At 70.1% G+C, this 25,462-nt stretch carries 18 protein-coding genes and 1 pseudogene; 10 read left to right on the forward strand and 9 right to left on the reverse strand.

From position 1 onward, the window contains the following. The first annotated feature begins 140 nt into the window (after positions 1 to 140). The 4 genes from QHF83_RS40195 (at position 141) to QHF83_RS40210 (ending at position 6,643) form a co-directional block, all read left to right on the forward strand. The gene (locus QHF83_RS40195) at positions 141 to 1,436 is read left to right on the forward strand and encodes a glycosyltransferase (RefSeq protein WP_282423383.1); all 1,296 of its coding nucleotides are present in this window, start codon (positions 141 to 143) and stop codon (positions 1,434 to 1,436) included. Between the two features lie 4 nt (positions 1,437 to 1,440). Next, positions 1,441 to 3,171 carry an MDR family MFS transporter gene (locus tag QHF83_RS40200; RefSeq protein WP_282423384.1) on the forward strand — a complete coding sequence of 577 codons (1,731 nt, stop codon included), beginning with the start codon at positions 1,441 to 1,443 and terminating at the stop codon, positions 3,169 to 3,171. A 54-nt stretch (positions 3,172 to 3,225) separates the two neighbouring features. After that, positions 3,226 to 4,527 carry a UDP-glucose/GDP-mannose dehydrogenase family protein gene (locus QHF83_RS40205; protein WP_282423385.1) on the forward strand — a complete coding sequence of 434 codons (1,302 nt, stop codon included), beginning with the start codon at positions 3,226 to 3,228 and terminating at the stop codon, positions 4,525 to 4,527. 85 nt (positions 4,528 to 4,612) lie between these two features. Further along, complete coding sequence (locus QHF83_RS40210; RefSeq protein ID WP_282423386.1) at positions 4,613 to 6,643, forward strand: DUF2169 domain-containing protein; 2,031 nt, start codon at positions 4,613 to 4,615, stop codon at positions 6,641 to 6,643. Between the two features lie 365 nt (positions 6,644 to 7,008). Here the strand turns inward: QHF83_RS40210 and QHF83_RS40215 are convergent, their stop codons facing one another. The 9 genes and pseudogenes from QHF83_RS40215 to QHF83_RS40255 all read right to left on the reverse strand — a co-directional run bounded on the left by QHF83_RS40215 (position 7,009) and on the right by QHF83_RS40255 (position 17,347). Next, complete coding sequence (locus tag QHF83_RS40215; protein WP_282423387.1) at positions 7,009 to 8,118, reverse strand: DNA/RNA non-specific endonuclease; 1,110 nt, start codon at positions 8,116 to 8,118, stop codon at positions 7,009 to 7,011. Continuing rightward, positions 8,115 to 8,951, reverse strand: coding sequence for a DUF4123 domain-containing protein (locus tag QHF83_RS40220; protein ID WP_282423388.1), 837 nt, complete (start codon positions 8,949 to 8,951; stop codon positions 8,115 to 8,117). The genes QHF83_RS40215 and QHF83_RS40220 overlap by 4 nt, the downstream gene beginning before the upstream one ends. Positions 8,952 to 9,013: 62 nt before the next feature. Beyond that, a pseudogene (locus QHF83_RS40225) lies at positions 9,014 to 9,283 on the reverse strand (PAAR domain-containing protein); the annotation flags it as partial. A 16-nt stretch (positions 9,284 to 9,299) separates the two neighbouring features. After that, a complete protein-coding gene (gene tssI, locus QHF83_RS40230) occupies positions 9,300 to 11,336 on the reverse strand; it encodes a type VI secretion system tip protein TssI/VgrG (protein WP_282423390.1) in 2,037 nt (678 codons plus the stop codon). Position 11,337: 1 nt separating this feature from the next. Beyond that, on the reverse strand, positions 11,338 to 12,051 hold the full coding sequence (locus QHF83_RS40235; RefSeq protein WP_282423391.1) for a hypothetical protein: 714 nt from the start codon (positions 12,049 to 12,051) through the stop codon (positions 11,338 to 11,340). A 9-nt stretch (positions 12,052 to 12,060) separates the two neighbouring features. After that, on the reverse strand, positions 12,061 to 12,831 hold the full coding sequence (locus tag QHF83_RS40240) for a tetratricopeptide repeat protein (protein ID WP_282423392.1): 771 nt from the start codon (positions 12,829 to 12,831) through the stop codon (positions 12,061 to 12,063). A gap of 13 nt (positions 12,832 to 12,844) precedes the next feature. Then, the gene (locus tag QHF83_RS40245) at positions 12,845 to 14,182 is read right to left on the reverse strand and encodes a serine/threonine-protein kinase (RefSeq protein WP_282423393.1); all 1,338 of its coding nucleotides are present in this window, start codon (positions 14,180 to 14,182) and stop codon (positions 12,845 to 12,847) included. Between the two features lie 449 nt (positions 14,183 to 14,631). Beyond that, positions 14,632 to 16,512, reverse strand: a complete 1,881-nt coding sequence (locus tag QHF83_RS40250; protein WP_282423394.1) for a 4-alpha-glucanotransferase — start codon at positions 16,510 to 16,512, stop codon at positions 14,632 to 14,634. Positions 16,513 to 16,588: 76 nt separating this feature from the next. Beyond that, a complete protein-coding gene (locus tag QHF83_RS40255) occupies positions 16,589 to 17,347 on the reverse strand; it encodes a hypothetical protein (RefSeq protein ID WP_282423395.1) in 759 nt (252 codons plus the stop codon). Positions 17,348 to 17,635: 288 nt separating this feature from the next. Here QHF83_RS40255 and QHF83_RS40260 point away from each other — a divergent pair, with 288 nt between their 5' ends. The 6 genes from QHF83_RS40260 to QHF83_RS40285 all read left to right on the forward strand — a co-directional run bounded on the left by QHF83_RS40260 (position 17,636) and on the right by QHF83_RS40285 (position 25,462). Further along, positions 17,636 to 17,875, forward strand: coding sequence for a hypothetical protein (locus tag QHF83_RS40260; protein ID WP_282423396.1), 240 nt, complete (start codon positions 17,636 to 17,638; stop codon positions 17,873 to 17,875). Between the two features lie 442 nt (positions 17,876 to 18,317). After that, positions 18,318 to 19,562, forward strand: coding sequence for an HlyD family efflux transporter periplasmic adaptor subunit (locus QHF83_RS40265; RefSeq protein ID WP_282423397.1), 1,245 nt, complete (start codon positions 18,318 to 18,320; stop codon positions 19,560 to 19,562). Between the two features lie 26 nt (positions 19,563 to 19,588). Beyond that, positions 19,589 to 20,299 carry an ABC transporter ATP-binding protein gene (locus QHF83_RS40270; protein WP_282423398.1) on the forward strand — a complete coding sequence of 237 codons (711 nt, stop codon included), beginning with the start codon at positions 19,589 to 19,591 and terminating at the stop codon, positions 20,297 to 20,299. A gap of 15 nt (positions 20,300 to 20,314) precedes the next feature. Continuing rightward, positions 20,315 to 22,747, forward strand: coding sequence for an ABC transporter permease (locus tag QHF83_RS40275; protein WP_282423399.1), 2,433 nt, complete (start codon positions 20,315 to 20,317; stop codon positions 22,745 to 22,747). Positions 22,748 to 22,763: 16 nt separating this feature from the next. Continuing rightward, positions 22,764 to 24,119 carry a sigma-54 dependent transcriptional regulator gene (locus tag QHF83_RS40280; protein WP_282423405.1) on the forward strand — a complete coding sequence of 452 codons (1,356 nt, stop codon included), beginning with the start codon at positions 22,764 to 22,766 and terminating at the stop codon, positions 24,117 to 24,119. Further along, a complete protein-coding gene (locus QHF83_RS40285; RefSeq protein WP_282423400.1) occupies positions 24,116 to 25,462 on the forward strand; it encodes an ATP-binding protein in 1,347 nt (448 codons plus the stop codon). Before QHF83_RS40280 ends, QHF83_RS40285 begins: the two co-directional genes overlap by 4 nt.

The following is a 25,462-nucleotide window of genomic DNA, read 5'->3' on the forward strand; positions in this document are numbered from 1 at the left end:
TCCGATCGCATCTCAGGCCAGTGAAAGCCAACTTCGCGGCTTTGTCGACCCGGATCGCAACTGGTAGTTGCGGTGGAGACGTAGGCTGCTACATCATCGCAACTACCAGTTGCGGTTGCGCCGCGGGGAGGAACGAGGCGATGTTCGACGATGCACCGAGGACCGGGACGTTTTTGCTGACCAGCTCGACCGCGTCGGGCCATTTGCTGCGTGTCCTCGACCTCGCGGAACAGCTCAGCTCGCGCGGCCATCGGGTGCTCTTCAAGACGAAGGCGGACCGGGCGGCCGAGGTAAAGGCGGCCGGCGCCGAGCTCGTCCCGTACGAGCAAATCGTCGACCTCCAGGATCTTTCGGCGCACGCGCAGCATCTTTCTCTGCCGACGTGGATCCCGCGGCTCTTGCGATTCCCGTTCATGCGCGGGTTTTTCCAGGCGAGGAACGTCCTGCTCGCGCAGGAGCTCGAGCCCGTGCTGCGCCGCGAGCGGGTCGATTGCGTCGTGTACGACTTCTTCGATTACGGCGCGGCCTTCGCCGCGGAGCGCGTGGGCATCCCCTGGGCGAGCGCCGGCAACATGGGCACGGTCCTCACGCGGGACGGGCTGCCGTTGATGCTCGAGCACGCGCCCAAATTGCGCCGCATCGGCAAGTTCCCCGCCGTGCCTCACGCCCTCCTGAACGGGCTCGTCTCCCTCCGCGCCGACCGCGAAAAACTCGGCCTTCCCCCGTATGCCCGCGGCACGGCGGACCTCATCGCCGCGATGGCCTCGCCGCACCTGCACATCATCATGTCGTACCGCGGCCTCGCTGGGGACACCCCGCTCCGCGACGGCCAGCTCTTCGTCGGCACGACGACATTCAACGTCGCCGCGCGGCCGCGCGGAGAAACGATGCGCGTCGAGCCCGGGACGATCGTCGTCAGCACCACGACCACCGGCCATGACAATGGCCTCTTCCGCCGCGCGCTCGAAGCCGTCGCGCCGCTCGGCGTCCCCGTCCTCGGCACGGCGGCGAGCGCGGGCGACGTCCCGGAGGGCCTCGGCGCGCATGTCCGCATCGAGAAGTACATCCCGCACGACGAAGTCTTCCCGGAGGCGCGGGCGCTCATCACGCACGGCGGCTGGGGCACGGTGGGGCGCGCTTTGCTGCATGGATTGCCCATGCTGGTCATCCCGCTCTTCGGCGATCAGATCCTCAATGCGTCGCTCGTCGAGCGTGCGGGGCTCGGCCGCCATTTGCCCCTCGACAAGGCCACGCCCGACACGATCCGCGCCGAGCTCTCGGCCCTGCTCGCGGACGAACCCCTCCGCGCCCGCGCTCGCCGCGTCGGCGCCGAAATCCAGAAGCTCAAGCAGGACAAGGTCGCGGCCCGCGCGCTCGAAGAGCTCGCGTTCAGGGACCCCCGCCGTGGCGTGGCCCCTGCCCACCGCGCAGCGTGATATCATGACCGCTCCCACGACCCACATGCCCGCCGGCGAACGCATCGATTACGCGAGCCTCCTCGAGCCCCGCACGAAGGCCCTCGTGCTCGCGGGCGTGATGATGGCGCTTTTCCTCGCGGCGCTCGATCAGACCATCGTCGCCACGGCCTTGCCGCGTATCGTCGGCGAGCTCCAGGGCATGGAGTATTATGCCTGGACCTCGACGTCCTACCTGCTCGCCAGCACCACCATGGTGCCCATTTACGGCAAGCTCTCGGACAGCCTGGGTCGGCGGACGGTCCTTCTCACGGGCATCGGCATCTTCCTCGTGGGCTCGGTCCTTTGTGGCCTCTCGCCCTCGATGCTCGCGCTCGTCGTCTCGCGCGGCGTCCAGGGCCTCGGCGCCGCGGCGATCACCTCCACGGCGTTCGCGGTCCCGGCCGACATCTTCGCGCCCGCGGATCGGCCGCGGTATCAGGGCATCTTCGGCGCCGTCTTCGCGCTCGCCAGCATCATCGGCCCCGTCCTCGGCGGCGCGCTCACGGACGGCGTCGGCTGGCGCTGGGTCTTTTTCATCAACCTGCCGCTCGGCGCCCTGGCCGTCGCGTTCATCCTCGCGAAAATGCCGCGCCTCCACAGCGGCCTCGAAAGCAAGGTCGATTGGCTCGGCGCGCTCTTCCTGGTCACCGCGACCGTCCCGCTCCTTTTGACCCTGCGCGGGGATCGACCGCTCGCGGGCTGGCTCGCGCCCGAGGTGCTCGGGATGCTCGGCCTCTCGCTCGTGGGCCTCGTCTTGTTCGTCCTCGTCGAGCGGAAGAACCCCCACGCGATCATCCCGTTCGCGCTCTTCCGCAATCGCGTCTTCGTCCTCGTGACGCTCACCTCGATGTGCATCGGCGCCGCGTTCTTCGCGGCCCTCCTGTTCATCTCCGTGCTCGCGGTCAATTCGCTCGGCGCGACGGCGCGGGCCGCAGGCATGGCCATGCTCCCGCTCACGGCCGCCGTCGTCTCGACCTCCGTCATCACCGCGCGCTTCGTGCACCGCACCGGCCGCTACAAGACCATGATCGTGGGCGGCCTCGTGCTCACGTGCGTCGGGCTCTTCCTCCTGCGCACGCTCAGCGCGGACAGCACGCTCACGAGCATCGGCCTCTGCGTCTTCGTCTTCGGCTGCGGCATGGGCCCCGTCATGCCGATGCTCACGCTCTCGATCCAGAATGCCGTGCCCTTCCAGCACGTCGGCACGGCGACCGCGGGCCGGCAGTTTTTCCAGCAGCTCGGGCAGGTCGTGGGCAGCGCGATCTTCGGCATCGTCCTCGCGACCACGCTCGCGCACGGGCTCACGGAGCGGCTCGGGCCCGTGCGCGCCGAGGTCCCGGCCGCGGTGCAGCCCCAGTTCGACGCTGTTTTCGACGCGGATCGCCTGCGAAAAGGCGGCGTCGTCGAAGAAGGCGCGGGCGAGGCCCCGCGGTCGGCCGAGAATCGCTTCGCGGACGAGGTGCATGCCAAATACGACGCCCTCCGCCGCGCGCCGTCTGCCGACGCCGAGGCGCTCGCGCGTGAAGAAGCGCGTGCCCTCGAGCTCGGCCGCGCGGGCGATCGGGCGGTGCGCGTCTCGTTCGCGCGGGCCGTCACGCGAGTCTTCGACGGCGCGTTCCCGCTCGGGCTCATCGCGCTCGTCCTCGCGCTCTTCACCCGCGAGATCCCGCTCCGCAAGGGGACCCCGAGGGCCTCGGCCGTCGCCGGCGAATAACGGATTCCGTTTCATCAAAAACCAACGTTCCGCCTTCGGCGCGGAGGTGCGTTCATGCGACTTGCTGTCATTGGAACCGGTTACGTCGGCCTCGTGGCCGGCGCAGGCTTCTCGGATTTTGGAAACGACGTCACCTGCGTCGACGTCGACGCCGGCAAGATCGAGCGTCTCTCGCGGGGCGAGGTCCCCATTTACGAACCCGGCCTCGACGCCCTCATCGCGCAGAACGCGAAAGCCGGCCGCCTGACCTTCTCCACGGACCTCGCCGCCGCGATCCGCGCCGCCGAGGTCGTCATCATCGCCGTCGGCACCCCGCCCGCGGCCGACGGCTCTGCCGATCTCTCGGCCGTCTTCGCGGTCGCCGAGACCATCGGCAAGAACATGAACGGCTTCAAGGTGGTCGTCACGAAGAGCACCGTCCCCGTGGGCACGGCCGACAAGATCGAATCCATCCTCCGCCGCTTCACGGACGAACCCTTCGGCGTCGCGTCGAACCCCGAGTTCTTGAAGGAAGGCGCGGCGATCCAGGATTTCATGAAGCCCGACCGCGTGGTGATCGGCTCGAACGACGCGCGCGCTCTCGCCGTGCTGCGGAACCTCTACGCGCCGTTCGTCCGGACGAGTGATCGCATCCACGCAATGGATGCGCGCTCCGCGGAGCTCACGAAGTACGCCTCGAACGCCATGCTCGCCACGCGGATCTCGTTCATGAACGATCTCGCCGTGCTGAGTGAAAAGCTCGGCGCGGACATCGAGCTCGTGCGCAAGGCGGTGGGCGCCGATCCGCGCATCGGCCCCAAGTTCCTGTTCCCGGGCCCCGGCTTCGGCGGCTCGTGTTTTCCCAAGGACATCTCGGCGCTGATCCACATCGGCGCGTCGCTCGGGCACGATCTCGAGGTCGTGCGCGCCGTGGAGCGCGTGAACGCGCGGCAAAAGAAGCTCCTCTTCGAGAAGATCCGCCGCCATTTCGATGGCACGCTCGAAGGCCGGACCGTGGCGGTCTGGGGGCTCGCGTTCAAGCCGCAGACGGACGACATCCGCGAGTCGCCCGCGCTCGTGCTGATCGAAGAGCTGCTCGTCGCGGGCGCGGCGGTGCGGGCGCACGATCCGGCGGCGATGGAGAACGTGCGGGCCGTGCTCGGCGACCGGATCACGTATTGCGAGTCGATGTACGACGCGGTCACGGGCGCCGACGCGCTCTCGCTCGTGACCGAATGGCACGAGTTCCGCCGGCCGGACTTTTCGCGGATCAAGCGCGTGATGCGGAGTGCGGCGCTCTTCGATGGCCGGAACGTCTGGGACGCGGACGAGGTGCGCGCCCTCGGTTTCTGGTACACCGGAATCGGACGCGAATAGCCCTGCCCGGGACGCAATCGCATTTTCCGCGTGCAGCGCTCGTGCGGCCGGGGGCGGCGAGCATGCATTCGTGATACGCTCGTTCATGCTTGTCGATGGGGTGGCCGCGATCTCGCCCCTCCCGGGCGCCGAGGCGGCCGTCGTGGCATTTCGTGCGAGCGGCGTCTTGCACGCCACCGTGATCACCAAGGCGACGTTTGCCTTCGCGCCCGACGCGCCAATGCCGCGCGCCGACCCCCAGCCGATCCTGCGGGAGGAGGTCCACCACGGCGACAATCCCGCGCGGAGCGTGCGATTCACGAGTGATCTCGTCCCCTACCTGGGGCGCGCCGACGTGCTCTTCACGGGGCACGGTCATGCGCCGAGCGCGCGCCTTCAGCTTCACGCGGGCGAGCGGGTGCTGCTCGACAAGACGATCCTTTTGAAGGATGCGCGCGGCTCGCAGCGAATGCCCATCGTGTACGAGCGCGCGTTCGGAGGCCCCGACGTCCCGGACAACCCCCTCGGCGTCGACGATGGCGAACCGACGATTTCGACCCCGGGCGACCCGCGGCGTCCCGCGGGTTTCGGCCCCATCGCGCGCGCCTGGCCCGCGCGCAAGCGCCTCCTCGGTTCGACCTCGCGGAGCGTGCTCGAAGGCCGGATCGCCGAGATCCACCCAGGCTTCGACGGCGCCTATTTCCAGGCCGCGCCCCTCGATCAGCAGACCGATTTTCTCCGGGGCGACGAGCATATCGTGCTCGAAGGCTTGCACCCCACCCTGCCCCGGCTCGTGACACGTTTGCCCGGCGTGCGCGGCGTCGCGCGGATTCATGGCCTCTCGGCCTTCGGCATCCCGGACGGTCAGCCCATGGACCTCTGCATCGATACACTGCGCATCGACGGCGACGAGCAGCGGTGCACGGTGGTCTGTCGGCGGTGGATGATGCTCCCCCACGAGAACGCCCTCGAAGCGCTGCGCGTGGTGGCGGGCGTGGAGGTGGCGGGCGAGCCGATCGCCTGGTTCGATCCGCCGTATCGCACGGCGGGCCCGCCCTCCTCGGGCAAACGCGCGCTGTCGCCCGCCTCGACGCTCGCCCTCGCGCCCGACGTGAGCGACGCGCGGCCGGCGCTCCCGTTTCGAACGGGCACCATGTCCACGTGGCGCGCCGAATTCACGGCGTCGCCGCCGCCTCCGCCCATTCCGTCGCCGGTCCCCTCCCCGTCCGGCACGCCGCGCGCGCCCCCGAGCGCGTTCTCCGCGTCGAATGCGGCGGCCGATCTCGTCGACGTTCCCCCGGCGATGCAGCCGGCCCTGGCCACCCCGAAAGAATGGGCGGTGCCCTCGCGGGTGTTCGATCTTCTCTGGTTCGAACCGCGGAGCTTGCCACGCATCCGCAAGCAGCCCGCGTGGCGTGAGATCCTCGATGCGCTCGCGGACGAGCCCCTCGATCCGGACATCGACGATCCGGAGCTCGGCTTCGAGCCCGCCGAGGTGGAAGAGCGGCGCGAGATGTTCGAGGTGCTCGCGCACGGAGCGGCGCTGGGCGAGGGAGCGATCCGAGATGCGGTGCGTGCCGCCATTCGCAAGGATGGTCGATTCGTCGCGCCGCTCGTCCTGGTCGAGGGAGAGCTTTCCCTCTCGTTCGACGAAGTCGAATCATTGCGGGCGCTCGTGGCGGTGGTCGGCCCGATCGCGGGCGGGGACGAGCGATCGAAAGAGGCGCTCGCGGCGGCGCGCGAATACCTGAGCGCCCCGGACTCCGTTCGTGATCCCGTCACGGCGCGGGAGCTCGGCGCGGCGATCGAGGCGGCGCACGCGCAGGCGAAAAAACGAGTGGTCTCCTCGGCGGAGGTCGCGGCGCGCGTGGAGCGAATCCTCCTCGAAAACCGCCGTCATCAGCGGCGCGCCGTGTTCGGAGGGAAGCACCTGCGCGGCGCATGGCAGCTCCCCGCAGGCGAACGCGAGCTGCCCGTGTACTTTCCGGAGGCGCTCGCGGAGAGGATGCCGATGTTCACGAAGTTCACGGCGCGCATGGTGGCGGAAGCGCACCTCCCGGCGGACGCGCGCGAGGCGTCTCCGGTGGCCTTGCGGGGCGTGGCGATCGCGCGGGTCGGGACCACGGACGGGTGGTGACGGCGCGTGCCCTGAATCTTCTCGAGGCCGCCGCGCCGGGGCGCTGCCCCGGGCCCCGCGGGGGCTGTTCGCCCCTCGACCCGAACCAGCGCAAGCGCTGGACTCGTGATGGAAGAACTGCGCTCCGCGCAGTTCTTCCAACGGGCCGGTTGGACCGCGTTGCCCGTCGAAAGGGCAGCGCGGCTGTCTTGATTGGCAGCGTTGCTCGCCGGTCTTGCCTCGGCTGTTCGATGAACTGCGCATCGCGCAGTTCATCGACCCCGGGTCCAGCGCTTGCGCTGGTCCGGGTCCAGGGGTGGACAACCCCTGGTGGGGCCTGGGGCGACGCCCCAGCGCGGCGGCTCCCAGATGAGACCCATGGGCGGTCAGCGACGCGGCCGCTCGGAGCGCCGCCTGTTGAGCGCGGCCTCCGCCTGGACGTCGGGCGTCACGCTGTTTCGCTTTTCGTTGTTGTGCTGCGCGCTCATCACCATGGCGTTGCTGTATGCGTTCGAGCCGTTGTGCGCCTGGGGATACATGTGATCGACCTGCGGCGCGGCGTGCGTGCTGCCGTCGAGCAGCGTGCCGGGGCGGCGTCCCGGCGGCGCGGGCCAGCCATGCGCGGGGTCCGTGGGCGATTCCGACACCACGAATCCGCTTCGGTTGAGGATGCGGTTGTGCATGAGGATCAGATCCCGCTGCGCAGCCGTGAACTCCCTGTTGTTTCCGAGCGTCACATTCGCCGCAGCCGTGCCCGCGAGGTGCCCGTTCACGTGCAAATAATCCAGGATGGCGTGTCGACCGGGCACGTTCGGCAGATTGAGCGCCATGCCCGAGGGATCGTGCAGCATGTGCGCGCTGAAGCCCGAGGCCACGAAGGCGTCTCGATGCTGGGCAATCAACTCTTCGAGCCACCGGTCCTCGGCACGTTGCGCTGTCGGGGGTGTCGGCACGAACCAGCCGTTGTGACGCTGCACGAAGATGCCGTCGAGGAGCTCCTCCTCGACCTTCACGTGAAGGCGCACGGGCACGCGCGGATCCCTCTGATCGTCGTAGCCGAGGGTGATCGTCACCCGCACGGGGCCGCCGCGCTCCTGCACGACCTGGTCGATGGCGCCCTCGAAGTTGCTCCATTCCGTCCGGTTGAACCCGGCATAAGCTGAAACCAGGTTTTCACTTTCCTTGCTCCCGCCCCACCGGTGCGCGACGAGGTGGAATCGATCCATGTGAAAGACCATCGGATCGGCCGCGCCGCCGGGCCCCACGAGCGCGAGCGGCGTCTCGAGCTCCTCGCGCCGTCGCTTCTGCCCCCTCGCCGCGCCCGCGCCGAGCTCGAAGGTCACGCGCAAAGGACGCTCGCGTGGTTGCCCTTGGTACACGAACGATTCGCGCTGGTACACGGGATCGCCGCGGAGCCTCGTCGGCCCACGCACGCACCGCTGGACGCTCGGCTCTTGGATCTGCCATTGCGCCATCTGATCCCCCGTGAACCTCATGGCGCCGAAGGGCTGCGCGAAGCGCGAAGAACCTCGCCCTGCTCCCCCTCCATCAAGAAGGCCTCGATCGTCGAGCCGAACATCTCCCCTCGTTGCCGCGTGCTGCTCATCGCCAGGAATCGCCGGAGCACCCGCGGATCCTGAAACCGGAAATAGAGCCGCTTCGACTCCCCTTCCGCCTCCACCATCGAGAGCCGCCGGAGATGCCGCCGCACTTCCGGAAGCGGACGCGCGCTCGTCAGGTACACGCCCCAGCTCCGGCCCCATCCCTCGTCGAGGAGTTTTTCCATCAGCGCGCTCTCCGGCGACAAGCGCACGAGATAGGGCGCCACCTCGGCGAGCGCGTCACCTTGCGTGCCTTCGTACAGCGAACGAGATTCGTCGACGGATTCTCGCAAAAGCTCACGGATTCGCTTGTCACGAGCCGCGTCGAGCAGCGCGAACAGCGGTGGGTTCTCCGCCCGCAACGCCTCGAGCGCTCGCTCCTTGCACGAGGATACCTCGGGTGAATCCGCCGGCCGCGGGCGCGAGGTCGCCCCTTCGAAAAACACCATGAACACCGTGTCCCCCGCGCGAATCCACGATGCGTTCCGCGCCTCCCCCTCGCGCACCGGCTGCCCGTCGAGCCACGTCCCCGTATCGCTCCCGAGATCCCGCACGAGGCAACACGCCCCGTCCCACGACACCTCGAAATGGAGACCCGACATCCGCCGATCGTGCGAAACCACGAAATCGGAGACCTCCGTCCGCCCCACGCGCAGCGAGCCGCCGGGCTCGAGCGCCGCCCGCTGCGACGCGAGCCGCCCCCATTGCACCTCGACGATCACTCGCATGGCTCGCAGAGCGGCGTCCCCTCCTGCGCCGCGCGTTCGAGCGTGCGGGCCTGCGCCGACGTGCCGATCAGCACGTTCGGACAGCCCATCGTGATCATCCCTCCGTGCGCCGTCGGATCCCCGAGCCGCGCCGCCGGCCGATATCCGATCAGCACCGTCGGTGCTCCCGCGACAATGACATCCGGCGGCCCCGCGCACGTCGCCACGTCGCCCACACGCGCCGCGGGCATGTACCCGATCAGTACACGCGGATCACAAGGCGCCGCGACGGGCCCACCCGCCGGCATCAAAGGACATACATGCAAATCGGTCATGCGCGCCGCAGGCGGCATCGTCCCCCTCCTCGATTCACGGCGCGCCCGCGCCGGGCACGTCCACCACCGCCTCGATGGCATCCTCGGGCGCGTCCGGGCGTGCCCCGCTCCCCGCGCCGGGCATGCCCCCGCTGTTGATTCGCACCATGTTCCCCACGATGGAAACCCCACCCGCGTCGATTCGAACGAACCCCCCGGGCCCTTTGAACGTCAGGTCGAGCGCACCCTCGATCACGACCGACGATCCCGCCGCGAGGTGAATCTCCTTTCCGGCCTCGATCGCGTGGCTCTGCTCTGCCTTCTCGTGCCGGCTCCCGCCCACCGTGAGCGACGCCTTGCCATCCACCTGCCGGCGCTCGTCCCCTCGCACGTGCAGATCACTCCGCCCGGCGACCAGCTCCTTCTTCTCCGCCTTGATCACGAGGTCCTGGCGCCCGCCGACCAGCACGCGGTGATGGCCCTGGATGCTCTCGTGCTCGTCGCCGAGCACCCGCGCGTAGAGGTCGCGCTGCGCCTGCACGTACACGAGCTCTTTTCCTCGCGCGTCCTCGAACATGAGCTCGTTCGAGCCATTCCCGCCGGGCGACGACGCGCTCTTCAGCGTGCTCCGCGTCTTGTGCTCGGGCAGCTTGTACGGCACGAGGTTCTTCCCATTGAAGACCCGCCCGACCACGACCGGCTGATCCGGATCGCCGCCGAGGAAACCCACCAGGACCTCCTGCCCCACGCGTGGAATCGTGATCGATCCCATCCCCGTCCCCGCCCAGCCCTGGCTCACGCGGATCCAGCACGAGCTGTCGTCGTCGTTCTTGCCCTCCCGATCCCAGGGAAACTGGACCCGGATCCGGCCGAATTCGTCGGTATGAATTTCCTGCCCCCGCGGCCCGACCACCGCCGCGCTCTCCATGCCGAGCGCCCGCGGCTTCGGCGTCGTCATCGGCGGCCTGTAAGGATCGGCCGCGAACACGGCCCGGCCGCTCATCTCCCATTCCGACACGACGCTGCCCGAGAGGCAGAACTCGGTCACCAGCAATCGCTGCTGCGCGAGCCCGAGGTGCGGGTGGTCCTGGATCACGAAAAGGACCCCCGGCGCGAGGATCATGGAGTTGGTCTCGTACGTGACGACCCGCTTCTCGTGGCGCTCGGCCTGGAGGCTCTGCGTCGCGCGGGTGGTGCCGAACCCCTCGTCGCGCCGCGCCATGCCTTTGTCGTCGGCGACGGGCGTGGCGCCGGCCCCTTTCGTGGTCTCGACGAGCAGCGCGCCCGGGCGGTAATGAAACTGCTCGTACCGGTGCTCCGGGTCGAGCGCCTTCGGGGCCTCGCCCTGTGTCGGAAAATCGGGCCGCCGGAAATCGTGGTCGCGCACGACGTACGCGCCCGGCCGCACGCGGTGGCTCATCTGCACGGCCGTGACGTATTCCTTCGGCGCGGTGCGGTTCGGCGTGTCCTCGAAGGTCAAGGGCGAGCGCGGGTGCGGCTTGCCGGCGGCGAGGGCATCGGCGAACTGGAGCATGGTGCCGGCGCCGTCCTCGTCCGGGAACGTGTACGCAATGCCGGCCTCCTCCAGCAGGCGCGAAAGGAACGAAAGTTCGCTCTCGCCATACTGGACCCGGTATTCGAGCCGGGGATACGCCCCTCGGTCGATCGCCCACTTGTGCTGGATTTTCCACTCGCCGAGCAGCTTGTCGACGATGTCCGGAATGGACAGGTGCTGGAAGACCCGATACCCGAGCCGCTGCCCGAGCAGCCACAGCTTGGGCATGATCGTCAGCGTATAGGTGGATTCGCCGGTCTCCGAATCCTCGACGCGCACCTGCTCGATGTGCGTGCAGATGCCCTCCCACCGGCGGCGGGCCTGGCCAATGGAAAAATGGTCGCCGCGCTCCATCACGAAGGCGGCGGGTTTGCCCACGATGGCCTCGAGGTCGATGCTCGCGTCGTGCGAGCGCGCCATGATGGAGACCTCGAACGGCTCGGAGATCGCCTCGCGCACCGAGAAGGTGCGGACGGACAGATCCTCCCGCGGGGTTTTCGGTTTGAACGATTCGAAGAGCAAGCGGAAGCCTCGCATGTCACTCCTCCGATGCGGCGCGGGACGCGGGACAGGCGAGCGAGGGCTCCGCGCACCCGAGGCCAAACGCGTCGACGAGCGAGCCCGAACGCCCGAGAATGGCCCGCGCGACCTGGTTCGCCGGGCAAGACGTCGGATCGAAGGCGTCTCCCGCGTCCTCCGCGCGGCCGAACGACTCCGTGCGCGTGCTCTCCCCGAGCGAGAGCGACGGCGCTTCGGGCGTGCCGGACGCGAGGAGCGGCGCGCAGTGGAGCCGGAGGCTCGAGATAACCTCGGTGGTCGAGAACGGCCCGGTCGTGCCCTCGAACCCGACGACCATCGTATTCGGCGGGCACATCTCGGGCGCCGTGGTCGACGTCAAGCCGCGCATGATCGGGAGGGTGGTGCCCGGCGTGGAGGTGATCGCATAAGGGTGGGTCTCCGAGGCGCGCACCACCCCGCAAATGGCGATGAGGCCCGACACGTACGAGTTGCTGATGCCGCTCCGCAGGCCCACGAGGACCTCGCCCTCCGGGCATTCGTCCAGGAACGGGCTTCCCCCGTCGCCGCCGTACTCGTCCGTCGCGGTCAAAGCAGAAAAACTCGGCGCACACGCCTCGAATCGGAGCGCGTCGACGCCCGTGATCGAATTACACCCGAGCGCTCCCTGGAGCCCGACCGCCCCGAGGAGCGCGCCGAGGACCCCGCGCGCCCGGCCGCTCGAAAACACCTGCATGACCGTCCCTCAATAACGAAACTGGAGTTCCGCCCGGCCGATCCCCACGGAGACGCGGAGATCCTTCACGGCGCCCGTCGAAGCGCCCGCCGTGCCCCCCGGGCGGAGCACGAGCAAGACCACGCCCGCCGCCGCCGCGACGCCTCCCACCACGAACGCCGCCGTCGAGACCTGGCCGAGCGTCCGGGCCTCGTCGGCCTCGACGCGATAGGCCGAAAGGCAATGGTCGTCCTGGCAGCGACTCCGGACATCGGACACCTTCGCCATCGAAAACGCCCCCGTCACGGCCCCGACCCCGAGCCCAATCGCGCCCACGCCGAGCGAGATCACGCCGGGCACGACGGATCCCTTCGAGGGCGCGGGTGCCGGTCGGTCGGAGACCTTCTTTTCCACGACGAGCTTGGCCTCCATTTCGGTGAGCTCGCGCTCGGCGTCGCGATGCGCCTCCACGAACGGCGGCGGCGCATCCTCGCGCAAGGGCTCGGCGAGGACCTCTTGATAAAGCGCCTTCGCCTCGACGACCTTGCCGAGCTTGCGCTGGCAACGGGCCATGTGCACGAGCAAGGTCGGCGCGGGGAAGAGCGCCTGCGCTTCGCGGAAGTGCTCGTAGGCCTCCTCGAAGCGCCCTTCGCGATAAGCGTCGAGCCCCTGGTGCGCGTGGTCGAGGGCCATCGCGCGCTTGTCCGGAACGCTCGCCGGCCTGGGCTGCGCGTCCGAGGTCGAGGGCGCGAGCGTGAGAAAGAGCGCGGAGACGAAAGGAACGAGCCAGCGAAGGCGCATGAAAACTCCCGATTCAGAAGCCGAAGGTCGGGTCGCGCGGGGGCACGGGCGAAGACGGCGGAGGGCGCTTCGAGGTGGCGCGGGGCGCGGAGGTCGGGGCCGTCTTGCGCGGCGTGTCCGGGGGCGGCGTGTCCGGGGGCGGCGCGGCGGACGGCGCCGATTCCGCAGGCGTGGGCGCGACCGTCGGTGCCGGCGTCGAGGACACGCTCGGCGTGGGCACAGGCCACGCGGGCGGCTGCGCCGGCAATGGCTCCACCGGAGCCGTGGTCGTCATTTCGACGGGCTCCTTCGGCGAGGAGAGACGATACGCGGCGAGCGCGCCGAGGCCGAGGACGACCGGGGCGGCGATTCCGAGCGCGAGCTTGGCGGCCCGCGGGCGGCTGACGCCTATCGTGGTGGTGGCGACACCGGGCGCGGTCGGCAAGGCGGCCGGCGGCGGGGTCTGGGCGAGGGTCACGTCGGGATTCGACGGCAATCGTTCCATCACCAGGGACGGCCCGGGGACGAAGTTCGGCATGCCCGATCGGAGCGAAGCGAGGGCCTCGGCGAAGGCCTCCGCGCTCTGGAATCGCTCGTCCGGGTTCCGCGCGAGCGCCCGCGCGAAAAAAGGATCGACGACGGCGGGCAGGCTGGGGGCCATCGTCGTGGGCGGCGGGACCGGCTCGGTGCAAAGCTCGACGAGCAGATCCCCGAGCGCCTGCGACCCGAACGGGATTCGTCCCGTCAAGCATTCGTAAAGGACGACGGCGAGCGACCAGAGATCGCTGCGATGATCCACGCGCCGGCCGCGGGCCTGCTCGGGGCTCATGTAGCTCGGCGATCCGAGCAAGACCCCCGTCCGGGTCGTCTGTCCGGCCGCGTCGTGCACGATCCGCGCGACACCGAAATCGAGGATCTTTACGATGGTATCGTCGCCCTGGCGCGCGAGGAAAATGTTGCTCGGCTTCACGTCCCGGTGAATGATCCCGAGCTCGTGCGCGCGCCGGAGGCCCTTGCAGACGGGCAGGATCACGGCAATGGCCGCAGAGAGCGAGAGGCGCTCCTCGCGCGCGAGGCAGGCCTGGAGATCCTCGCCCTGGAGGAGCTCCATCACGAGGAACGGCGTGCCGTCCACGACGCCGTAATCGTGGACGCCCACGACGTTCGGGTGCTGGATCTGCGCGCAGGCCCGTGCTTCGCGTTGAAATCGGTCCCGCGCGAATGCGGTATCGACGTGCTCGGGCGCCATGACCTTGAGGGCCACGCGCACGTCGAGCTCGAGGTGCCGCGCCACCCACACGGCCCCCATCCCGCCTTTCGCCAGCGGGCGCTCGAGGACGTATCTCGAGGCGATGATGTCCCCGCTGTTCAAGGCAATGCCCCTCCCGCCCGGCAATCCGTGACAGGGTACGATCAGGGAGGGAGGCGGCAAGCGGTTTCGGCCGCGTGTTTCTGCTGCGAAATGCGTCGCCGAGCCCTCGAATACGTCCACACACGTGTCATTCGCATTCGCCGACCTCCCGCGCGGACCGCCTCACGTGGCATCCCCCTCCGGCGACCGCCGGCGCCGACTGCCACACGTGTCACCTCGCCGAGCCGACCGGGATCCGCGCCGGCCACGTGTGTCACTCGCCCTTTCCGAGCTCCCCGCCCGTCCGCGACACGTGTCCGCCGCCGATGCCGGTCGCCCCCGTCACCTGCCACCTGTGTCCGTCGCCCGCGCCGACCGGGGTTCGGGGCTGCTACATGGGACAGCTCGTCCGCGCAAGCGGGTTTCCCATCTGCCACGTGTGGCAGGCCGGAACCGAGCTCGGATCCCGCTCAAGCCAGGGCAGAGAGCCGCGCCGCGAGTGTTTCCAGGTCGCCCGACGCCCCGGACGCCCGGGCCCGGAGCGCGAGCGCGAGCGCCTGCCGGAGGTCGAGCGCCTCGCCCCGGCGTCGCGCCTCGAAATACCCCGTCTCCCACCCCTCGGGCACGCGGAGCGACCAGTTGTCGTCGCTGATCGTGCCGGGCACGTTGTACCGCTCCCGCAGCCCGAACAGGTCGGCGAAGAAGAGCATCGCGCTCCGGGCCTCGCTGGCCAGCGCGTCGGCGAGCTTCGCCGCGACCAGCATGCCCGGGTCACGCACGGCGGCCGTCTCCAGCGCCGGCGCGCCGAGCCGCCGCGCGAGGTACGCGGCCTGCGCCGCGAGCTTGTCCTCGGTCCGCCATGTGGCAGCGAGCTCCCACATCGAGGGCGTGTCGTGCGTGCCCATCATGATCCAGTCGGCAGGATCGGCATTTTCGCTGCGGTAGACGTCGCGCGGGTCGTCGAGGTTCGCCTTCTGGGTCACCCGGAATCGCCCGAGCCCGTGCCGCGCGAGCACCACCCCGAGCTGCTCCGGCAGCGTGCTCAGGACCTCGCAAAAGAGCGTCTCCGTGACGTATCCCCTCACCTCCGCGGCTTGCACCAGGACGTCGAAGAGTTTTCCGTAGGCGTCCACCTGGGCCGCGTCGAGGTCCCGGACCCAGGCCTCCGCGTAGCGCGGCAGGCTCCGATCGATCTGCGACGGACGCGGAATGGCAAACGCGGCGAGGCGCGGGTGACCGGGCAACTCCGGCGAGGAGCGGAGGCGCGCGCCGCGCTGGACGGCCGCGAGCGGGTCCGCCGCGGCCGCGTCGTACACCCACGGGTCGACGAGGCCGTGCGGATGATCGATTCGCACGCCGTCGTAGGCCTCGAACATCGCGGCCATGCGCGCGCGGAGGAATGCGCCGGCCGCGCCGGACCACGAGGCAGGGTCGAGGACGGGATACCCCCAAGGTTGTCCCTCGGGATTCGTGCGGCTCGGCGGGGCGCCCATGCGGTAACCCGAAAGGAAAATCGAGAGGTTCGACCATTCGTCCTGCAGGCCGAGGCCTACGGCGAGGTCGCCATGGAGGGCGAGGTCGAGCGATGCGAGATGCGCGCGCAGGGCCGCGTGCTGTTCGCGCGCGAGGAGCTGGCGGAAGGCGTGCGCCTCGATGGTCTCCGTGTGGCGTGACCGGAGCGCCGCGAGGCGCGCGGCCGCCGCGGCCTCGTCGCCGGGCCATGGCGCGAAGAGGCGCGCGTCCAGGGCGGGCCAGTCCTTGAAATGGCCGAGGCCGTGCTCGATGGCGAGGCGCTCGTACAGCGCGTCCCGCTCGATCCAGCCGATGTTCCGCGCGCGCCAAGCGTCGAGCCGGGCGGCGAACGCGGCGAGCGTGGGTGGCAGGGTGCCGCGCCGACGTTTTTCCTGGAATGACGCGAAGGTCTCGTCGAGCGCGCGGCGCACGGCGGCGGAGGCGTAACGGTGATGCGCGCGGCCGGCCAGGCCGCGGGGGCGATCTTCGACGAGGGACGCGAGCGTTTCAGGGCGGAGGAGGCCGCCCCAGGACGGATCCTGGGCGAGCGGCGCGAGGGCGATGGAGACGGTGGCGCGCGAAAAGCACGCGCCGTCGTACGGCGAGGCGTTGCCTTCGGAGAGGTCGCCCTGCGGGCCAAAGAGGACGGCGGTGAAGCCGAGGTCGCGGGCGAATCGGAAAAAACGCGCCGACGCGCGGCCATACGGAGAGCCGCGGCCGATGTCCTCGTCGGGATCCGCGGGGAAGCTCGGGTCGTGGATGGCGAGCACGAGGCGGTCTTTGCCGAGCAGGTGCAAGGCCTCGCCGGCAAGTTCACGTTCCTCGGCGCGCACGTTCATGGAGGGCGCAGCGTACCGCGCGGCGGGCCGGCGTCACGGGGCGCAATGCATGGGGTCGGTCGGCTCGATCGGGATTTCAGTCCCCCTGCCCTTGCCGGCGCACCCAGTACATCTGCTTGTGTCCGCGGGCCTCGAACGCGGCGCACTCGCGCATGGCACGCGAATACGAGAGGAACGTGGACATCTCGTAACGCTGCCCATTGTCGTCCTGGCGCCAGAGCGACCAGCGCGGGAGCGCGGCGACGTCGATGCGTGGATCGACCCATTGGACCTCCGGCGTGTCCAGGGCGAGGGCCTCCGCGAGGTCCTGGGCTGCCTCGGTGGGATCGTCCCCGCGGATCGTGCGAATCTCCAGGCCGGCCCCGCGTTCGAGGTCCGATACGGCCCAGAAGCCGCGCCCCGTGGCCGAGACGAAACACGTCTCCACGAGCCAGCCGAACCCCGGCTGGAAGAAACGGACCGTGTCCCCGCGCATCTCCGTCACGAGCGAGTCGATCGAGCGCGCGACGGCGGCAAGCGGACGCGGCCCGATGGCCCCGCGCTCTCCCCGCGTCGTCAGCCATGCGACGTACCCGGCTACGTCCTCGCGGCGCACGAGAAAATCGTCACCGCGGCGCCGCTCGATATCGTCGAGGCAGTCGAACACCAGGCACGCCATGCCCTGACCCTGAAGCCCGCCTCCGTCCACCTCCGCGTTTCGCCACCCCGTGCGCCTCCAGCGGGTGATCTCCGCGCGGTCCTTCCGCCCGTCGAGGAATGCACAGAGGAGGTCGACGAGCTCGCGGACGCGCTCGGTCTGGATGTATTGCTCTTCGGGGGACAGAGGTCGGCGCACCGGTGGGTGTGTAGGCGCAGAGAGGCGGGAGGACAAGGTGCGCGTCGCGACGCCGAGCCGCCCGGGGGGGGCCTCCGGATGGACATTCCATGTCCCAGCGACGCACCGATTTCCCTCCATTTGGGGGGCTCTTGCGATAAAGTGTGCGCCGGTCGACGGACGATGAAGGTGCCGCTCTTTTCGAGCGGCGGTGGACCATCGGACGGACATCGAGGGGCTCGGGGAAATCGGCGCGAGAGTGCGCCCGCGGGGCCTTTGTCGATCCGTTGCTTGCACGAGGAGGTGTTCGTGACGCTCGAGATGAATCAGATCGACGGCGTTCGTATTCGTTTGCCCATGGCGACGGCGATCGTCGCTGCAATCGTGCTCGTTGGGTTCGTGTTGCTCGCTCTCGCCTCGTGGATCGTGGAGACGAACGGGGCTTCTGCGCCGGAAGGCGCGCGGACGTCGCGCGTGATGGCGCCTTCGGATGCGCCAGATTCGGCGCGCTTGCTCGAGGACCGGGGGCGCCCGGGGCGTCGGTTCTAATCGCGAAACCGTCGCGCTGGGGCTTTGCCCCAGGCCCCAGCAGGGGCTCTCCGCCCCTGCACCCGGACCAGCGCAAGCGCTGGACCCGGGGTCGATGAACTGCGCGATGCGCAGTTCATCGAACAGGCCGAGGCAAGACCCTCGTCGACCCTGCCCATCAAGACAGCCGCGCTGCCCTTTCGACGGGCAACGCGGTCCAACCGGCCCGCTGGAAGAACTGCGCGGAGCGCAGTTCTTCCACCCTCGGTCCAGGCCGTGCCTGGTCCGGGTCGAGGGGCGGACAGCCCCCGCGGGGCCTGGGGCAGAGCCCCAGCGAGACGCGGGTGGAGGTGTCCGATTTTGGGACGACGATCCCGGATCCGGTCACCTCCTCCCCGGTTCACACCTCGTTTCCGCGGGTTTTCCTGCCTGGTACGCCGTTCGCTAGGGCGCACCGCGTCGGATGGACATCCCGCGCAAGCCCACCCCCAAGCGTCGCGCGCCGCTCTTCGCCGCGGCGGCTTTTGCCCTCGCGATCGCGCTCGTCACGTTGACCCTCGGGCGCCTCCGTGCCGCGGCCCCCGAGGTCGAGCGGTCGGGCTTGTGGATCGCCACCGTGCAGCGCGGCGAGATGGTGCGGCTGGTGAAAGGCCCGGGATCGCTCGTGCCCGAGGAGGTCCGGTGGATCACGGCCGAGACCGCGGGGCGCGTCGAGCGCATCCACGTGAAGCCCGGCGCGACCGTCGAGAAGGACACGTTGATCCTGGAGCTGACGAACCCCGATGTCGTGCTCGAAGAGCTCGCGTCGGAGCGTGACGTGGCGAGCGCGCAGCTCGAGTTGTTCCAGGCGAAGAGCCGCCTCGAAACGCAGGCGCTCGCCGAGCGCGCTGCCGTCGCCGATCTCGCCTCGCAGCTCGCGGACGTGCGGCGCCGCGCCGAGGCGTATCGCGCCGGCGCTGGGGAGGTGTACTCGACGCTCGACGCGCGGCAGCTCGCCGATCGCGAGGCCGATCTCGCGGCGCGGCTCGATCTCGCGCAGCGCAGGGTCGCGGTGATCGACGGGAGCAAGCGCGACGAGATCGGCGCGCAGCGGACGCAGATCACGAAGCGGCGCGACATCGCCGCGTTTCGCAAGCGTCAGGTCGACGCGATGCGGGTGCGCGCCGGCGGCGACGGGCTCTTGCAGGATCTGCCGCTCGAGCTCGGGCAGTGGGTCGTGCCCGGGACCGTGCTCGCCCGCGTCATCCGGCCCGAGCGGCTCAAGGCCGTCCTGCGGATCCCCGAGCTCCAGGCGAAGGATCTGCAGATCGGTCAGGCCGCGTCGATCGATACGCACAACGGCCTGGCGAAGGGCCGCGTGGCGCGCATCGCGCCCGCCGCGCATCAGGGGACGGTCACCGTGGAGGTGACGATCGATGGCGAGTTGCCGCAGGGATCACGGCCGGATCTCTCGGTCGAGGGGACGATCGAGATCGAGCGGCTGAAAGACGTGCTCTCCGTGGAGCGGCCCGCGGGCGCGCAGCCCGAGGGCGCGGTGAGCCTGTTCAAGGTGATCGACGGGGACGAGGTCGCGCTGCGCGAGCGGGTGGAGCTCGGCCGCGCCTCCGTCGGGACGATCGAGGTCCGCGGCGGCCTGCGCCAAGGGGATCGGGTGATCCTCTCGGACATGTCGCGATGGGACGGGATCGATCGGATCAAGCTGCGTTGAGCGAACGAGACGACGAAGGAGGGACGATGGCCAGCAAGGCGGAACGACTGATCGCGCTCGAAGGGATCACCAAGGTCTTCACCACCGACGAGGTGGAGACACACGCGCTCGAAGGCGTGCACCTGACGATCGACAAGGGCGAGTGGATCAGCGTGATCGGGCCCTCGGGCTCGGGGAAGTCGACGTTGCTCGCGATCCTGGGGCTGCTCGACACGCCGTCGGGCGGCTCGTACACGCTGCGCGGAAGACCCGCGGCGGGGCTGTCGGCCGCGGAGATGTCGCGCCTGCGCAACCAGGAGATCGGGTTCATCTTCCAGACGTTCAACCTGATCGGCGATCTGTCGGTGTACGAGAACGTCGAGCTGCCGCTGGTCTACCGGAAGGTGCCGCCGGAGGAGCGGCGCGAGAAGGTGATGAAGGCGCTCGAACGCGTGGGCGTCGCGCACCGCGCCCGGCACCTGCCCGGTCAGCTCTCCGGCGGGCAGCAGCAGCGCGTCGCGGTGGCGCGCGCCGTGGTCGGCGACCCGGCGATCCTGCTCGCGGACGAGCCCACCGGGAACCTCGATTCGAAGAACGGGCAGGCCGTGATGCAGCTCCTGCACGAGCTGCACGAGGGCGGCGCGACGATCGCGATGGTGACGCACGACGTGGCGTTCGCGCGGCACGCGACGCGCACGATCAGCCTGTTCGACGGACGGATCGTCGAGGAGTCCCACGCGCCCGGGGCGGCGGCCTGAGGCGCGGAGGGAGCCATGCACGACTTTCTGCAAGACGTCCGCTTCGCGCTGCGCATGCTGCGCAAGGCCCCGGCCTTCACGGTCGCCGCGCTCGTGGTGCTCGCGCTCGGCATCGGCGCGACGAGCGCGATCTTCAGCGTGGTCAACGCGGTGGTCCTCCGGCCGCTGCCGTACCCGGACGCGGATCGCATCGTCGTCATCCACCAGGATTTTCGGTTGGCGGGGCTCGAGCAGATGGCGTTCGGCATCCCGGAGTACCACGACTTCCGCGACCAGAACCGCTCGCTCGAAGCCGTCGCGGCCTACCAGCTCCGCGACAAGAACCTCGCCAGCGTGGATCCGCCCGAGCGCCTGCTCGTCGCGACCGTCTCGCCGGCGTTTTTTCCCGTGCTGAAGATCGAAGCGGCGCCGGGCCGCGTGTTCACGCCCGACGAGGCGAAGGCCGGCAACGACCGCGTCGTGTTGCTCTCGCATGCGCTCTGGCAGCGGCGGTTCGGCGGGGATGCTTCGATCGTCGGGCGCTCGGCGGATCTCAGCGGCGAGCCGTACACCGTGGTCGGCGTGCTGCCACGTGGGTTCGCCTTGCCGCAGAAGGTCGACGTCTGGATCCCGCTCGCGCCCTCGGAGCTCGAGTCCTCGGAGGAGCGTCGCAACTGGCGTAACTACGACCTCCTCGCGCGGCTCAAAGCGGGCGTGTCGGTCGTGCAGGCCGAGGAGGATCTGACCGCGCTGCGCCGGCGGATGAACGAGGAGCACGAGGGCGCGGCGCCGGGGGCGTCGCGGCTCCTCGTGCACGTGCGGACGCTCAAGGATTTCACCGTGGGCGAGACGAAGACGACGCTCGTCTTCTTGCTCGGCGCGGTGGTGTTCGTGCTGCTCATCGCCTGCGCGAACGTGGCGAACCTCCTCATCGCGCGGGCGGCGGTGCGGCAACGCGAGATCGCGGTGCGCGCGGCGCTCGGCGCGGGGAGCGGGCGGATCGCCGTGCAGTTCCTCGTGGAGAGCGCGGTGCTCGCCGTGCTCGGCGGCGCGCTCGGGCTGCTCTTCGCGCTCTGGGGCGTGGACGCGCTCGTCGCGATCGATCCCGACAGGCTGCCGCGCGCCGAGGAGATTCATCTCGACGGCGTCGTCGTCGCCTTCACGCTCGGCGTGTCGCTCGTGACGGGGCTCGTGTTCGGCGTGATCCCGGCGATCCACGCGAGCCGTGTCGATCCGGCCGAGGTGCTCAAGGAAGGCAGCCGCGGCACGGCCGGCGGGCGCATGGGGCGCTTCCGCAACGCGCTCGTCGTTGCGCAGATCGCGCTCGCGCTGATGCTGCTCGCCGGCGCGGGCCTCATGACCCGGAGCCTCAGCGCGATGGCCCGCATGCCGCTCGGCTTCGATCCCGAGGGCGTGCTCACGGCAAAACTCGCCATCACGAACCCTCGCTACAAGGACGACAAGGCGAAGGCCGCGTTCGCGCGTGACTTGCTCGCCCGCGTGAAAAACCTCCCCGGCGTGACCGGCGCCGGCATCACCACGAACCTGCCGATCTCGGTGCGCTACAGCCAGAGCTTCCGCATCGAGGGCAAGACGCCCGCGGCGGACGAGCGCTGGCCGTACGCGGTGCATCGCGAGATCACGCCGGGCTACCTGGAGGCGATGCGCGTGCCGCTGATCGAGGGGCGCATGCTGAACGATCAGGACCACGAGGACGCGCCGCGCGCCATCGTGGTGAACCAGGCGCTCGTGAAGACGTACTTCCCCGAGGGGAACGCGGTCGGGCGGAGGATCCGGCCGCCCTGCGGCGACGACGAGAAGACGTGCCCGTTCCACACGATCGTCGGCGTGGTCGGCGACGTGCGCGAGGTGTCGAGCGAGGAGACGATCGCGCCGACGTTTTACGCCTCGTACGCGCAGGTCCCCCGGCACACCCTGAACATCGTCCTCCGCACGTCGCAGGATCCGCTGTCGCTCCTGTCGGCGCTCGGGAGCGAGGTCCGCGCGATCGATCGGGAGCAGCCGATCTACGACGCGATCCCGATGCAAGCGCGCGTCGAGCAGCGCCTCGGGCCGCGCCGGTTCGCGCTGGAGGTGCTGTCCGTCTTCGCGATCACGGCGCTGATCCTGGCCGCGGTTGGACTGTATGGCGTGACCTCCTACATGGTGACGCAACGCACGCGCGAGTTCGGGATCCGGCTAGCGCTCGGGGCGGAGGCGCGCGACATCCTCGGCATGGTGCTGAAGCGGAGCCTCGTGCTCGCCGGGCTCGGGATCGGCGTGGGGCTCGCGGCCTCGCTCGCGCTGTCGCGGGTGATGGCGAGCGTGATCTACGGCGTGAGCGAGCGAGATCCGCTGACGCTTTCGATCGCCTGTCCCGTCCTCGCGGCGGCGGCGCTGCTCGCGAGCTACTTCCCCGCGCGGCGCGCGACGCGTGTCCCGCCTGCGATCGCCCTGCGCACGGAGTAACCTCGCCGTGACGACGATGAAGATCCTCTTGGCCGACGATCAGCCCGACGTGCTCGAAGCGCTGCGCCTGCTCGTGAAGGCCGAGGGTTTTTCCCCTGCGCTGGCGCGCTCGCCGGCCGCCGTGCTCGCGGCCGTGGAGGGCGGCGACTTCGACGTCGTCCTGCTCGATCTGAACTACACCCGCGACACCACCTCCGGCCGCGAGGGCCTTTCGCTTTTGCCGAAGCTGCGCGAGCTCGACGCGACGCTGCCGGTGGTGGTGATGACGGCGTGGGGCAGCGTGGAAGGCGCGGTCGAGGCGATGCGCAAGGGGGCGCGCGACTACGTGCAGAAGCCGTGGGACAACGCGCGGTTGCTCGCGACGCTCCGCTCGCAGGTAGAACTCGGGCAGGCGCTCCGGCGCATGCGGCGGCTCGAACGGGAGAACGCGGCGCTCCGGGGCGAGGTGCCTCCACTCGTCGCGGGCTCGCGCGCGATGGCGCCGGTGATCCGGCTCATCGAGCGGATCGGGCCGTCGGACGCGAACGTGCTCGTCACGGGGGAGCACGGGACGGGCAAGGAGGTCGTCGCCCGCTACCTGCACGCGATCTCGCGGAGGGCCGCGGGGCCGTTCGTGCCAGTGAACGCGGGCGGCCTCGCCGAGGGCGTCTTCGAGAGCGAGCTCTTCGGCCACGTGAAGGGCGCGTTCACGGACGCGCGCGAGGATCGGATCGGCTGCTTCGAGCTCGCCGACGCGGGGACGCTCTTCCTCGACGAGATCGCGAACATGCCGCTCGCGCAGCAGGCGAAGCTCTTGCGGGTGCTGCAGACCGGCGAGCTCTGCCCGGTCGGGTCGTCGAAGGTGCGCAAGGTCAGCGCACGTGTGCTCTCCGCGACGAACGTCGACGTCGGGGCCGAGGTGCGGGCGGGGCGCTTCCGCGAGGATCTGCTCTACCGGCTGAACACCGTGGAGATCCACCTGCCGCCGCTGCGTGAGCGGCGCGAGGACATCCCGGCGCTCGCGGGGCACTTCCTCGTGTCGCACGCGAAGCGCTACCGGATCGAGAATGCGTCGTTCGATCCGAGCGCGATCGAGGCGCTGCTCGCGCACCCGTTCCCGGGCAACGTGCGCGAGCTCGAACACGCGGTCGAGCGCGCGCTGCTGCTCGCGCCGAGTGGGCTCATCCGGGCCGAGGACATCATGCTGCGCAGGCCTTCGCAGGCCCCGAGCCGGCTCGAGGAGATGACGCTGGAGGAGGCGGAGGGGCATCTGATCGCGCGGGCGCTCGCCCGCACCGGCGGCAACGTGAGCGACGCGGCGCGCGCCCTGGGCCTCAGCCGCAGCGCGCTCTACCGGCGGATGCAGCACTTCGGGCTCAAGGGCTCCGGATGAACGCCGAGCGGCCGCGGCTGCCGTTCGACCGCGGGATTCTTCTCCTCACGCTCCTCGCAGGCCTGCCCGCGGTCATCCTCGCGCTCGTGCTGCTCTGGCGGAGCGACGCGGGCGCGGCCGCGAAGTGGACGCTGACGACGCTCGTCGTGCTCACGTGGGCGGGCGTCGCCTCCGAGGTGCAGGCGCGCGTGGTGCGGCCGCTCCAGACGCTGGCGAACGTGCTCGAAGCGCTGCGCGCGGGCGACACGTCGATGCGCGCGCGGGGCGCTCGGCGAGGGGATCCGCTGGGCGAGGTGATGCTGGAGGCGAACGCGCTCGGCGATGCAGTGCGCGAAAAGACGCTCGGGGCGCTGGAAGCGAGCGCGCTGCTCCGCACGGTGATGGAGCAGATCGACGTGGCGATCTTCGCGTTCGACGAGGGCGAGACGCTGCGGCTCGTGAACCCGGCGGGCGAGCGCCTGCTCGGCCTGCCTAGCCCGCGCTTGCTCGGCCGGCGCGCGGCGTCGCTCGGGGTCTCGGCTTGGCTCACGGCGTCCGCGCCTTGCCGCCTCGACGACGTCCTGCCGGGCAGCGGCGGCCCGTTCGAGCTCCGGCGCACGACGTTCCGGCAAGGCGGGCTGCCGCATCACCTGGTCGTGCTCACGGATCTGCGGCGCGCGCTGCGCGAGGAGGAGCGGCAGGCGTTCCAGCGGCTCATCCGCGTGATCAGCCACGAGATCAACAACTCGCTCGCGCCGATCCAGTCGATCGCCGAGGGGCAACGCAAGTTGCTCTCGCTGGATCCGCGGCCCGACGACTGGGAGGACGACGTGCGCGACGGTCTCGCCGTGATCGCGCGCCGCTCCGAGGCGCTCGGTCGGTTCATGTCGGCCTACGCGCGTCTCGCCCGCTTGCCGGCGCCGTCGATCGGTCCAGTCGCGGTCGGAGCGTGGGTGACGCGCGTGGCGGCGCTGGAGAATCGGCTGCCGGTGCACGTGGACGAGGGTCCGGAGGTCGTCGCGCCGGGTGATGGAGATCAGCTCGATCAGCTTCTCATCAACCTGGTGCGGAACGCGGTCGACGCAGCGCTGGAGACGGGCGGAGGGGTGCGCGTGTCATGGCGAACGGCCGGTGCGCGCGTGGAGGTGGTCGTGGAGGACGAGGGGCCAGGGTTGCCGCAAACGGAGAACCTGTTCGTGCCGTTTTTCACGACGAAACCGCAAGGATCGGGCATCGGGCTGCTCTTGAGCCGGCAGATCGCCGAGGCGCACGGGGGGCTGCTCCGGCTGGAAAACCGGCCCAATGCGAAGGGGTGTGTCGCCATTTTGGTGCTGCCGCTCGGCGAGGAGCGAACGGCGCGCTAG

The sequence above is a fragment of the Polyangium sp. 15x6 genome (genome assembly GCF_029960785.1).
Classification (GTDB): domain Bacteria; phylum Myxococcota_A; class Polyangia; order Polyangiales; family Polyangiaceae; genus Polyangium.

Excerpts from the sequence above, each read along its gene's own strand:
- QHF83_RS40195 (WP_282423383.1), top strand. The coding sequence starts at position 141 with ATGTTCGACGATGCACCGAGGACCGGGACGTTTTTGCTGACCAGCTCG.
- QHF83_RS40200 (WP_282423384.1), top strand. The coding sequence starts at position 1,441 with ATGACCGCTCCCACGACCCACATGCCCGCCGGCGAACGCATCGATTAC.
- QHF83_RS40205 (WP_282423385.1), top strand. The coding sequence starts at position 3,226 with ATGCGACTTGCTGTCATTGGAACCGGTTACGTCGGCCTCGTGGCCGGC.
- QHF83_RS40210 (WP_282423386.1), top strand. The coding sequence starts at position 4,613 with ATGCTTGTCGATGGGGTGGCCGCGATCTCGCCCCTCCCGGGCGCCGAG.
- QHF83_RS40215 (WP_282423387.1), bottom strand. The coding sequence starts at position 8,118 with ATGAGGTTCACGGGGGATCAGATGGCGCAATGGCAGATCCAAGAGCCG.
- QHF83_RS40220 (WP_282423388.1), bottom strand. The coding sequence starts at position 8,951 with ATGCGAGTGATCGTCGAGGTGCAATGGGGGCGGCTCGCGTCGCAGCGG.
- tssI (WP_282423390.1), bottom strand. The coding sequence starts at position 11,336 with ATGCGAGGCTTCCGCTTGCTCTTCGAATCGTTCAAACCGAAAACCCCG.
- QHF83_RS40235 (WP_282423391.1), bottom strand. The coding sequence starts at position 12,051 with ATGCAGGTGTTTTCGAGCGGCCGGGCGCGCGGGGTCCTCGGCGCGCTC.
- QHF83_RS40240 (WP_282423392.1), bottom strand. The coding sequence starts at position 12,831 with ATGCGCCTTCGCTGGCTCGTTCCTTTCGTCTCCGCGCTCTTTCTCACG.
- QHF83_RS40250 (WP_282423394.1), bottom strand. The coding sequence starts at position 16,512 with ATGAACGTGCGCGCCGAGGAACGTGAACTTGCCGGCGAGGCCTTGCAC.
- QHF83_RS40265 (WP_282423397.1), top strand. The coding sequence starts at position 18,318 with ATGGACATCCCGCGCAAGCCCACCCCCAAGCGTCGCGCGCCGCTCTTC.
- QHF83_RS40270 (WP_282423398.1), top strand. The coding sequence starts at position 19,589 with ATGGCCAGCAAGGCGGAACGACTGATCGCGCTCGAAGGGATCACCAAG.
- QHF83_RS40275 (WP_282423399.1), top strand. The coding sequence starts at position 20,315 with ATGCACGACTTTCTGCAAGACGTCCGCTTCGCGCTGCGCATGCTGCGC.
- QHF83_RS40280 (WP_282423405.1), top strand. The coding sequence starts at position 22,764 with ATGAAGATCCTCTTGGCCGACGATCAGCCCGACGTGCTCGAAGCGCTG.
- QHF83_RS40285 (WP_282423400.1), top strand. The coding sequence starts at position 24,116 with ATGAACGCCGAGCGGCCGCGGCTGCCGTTCGACCGCGGGATTCTTCTC.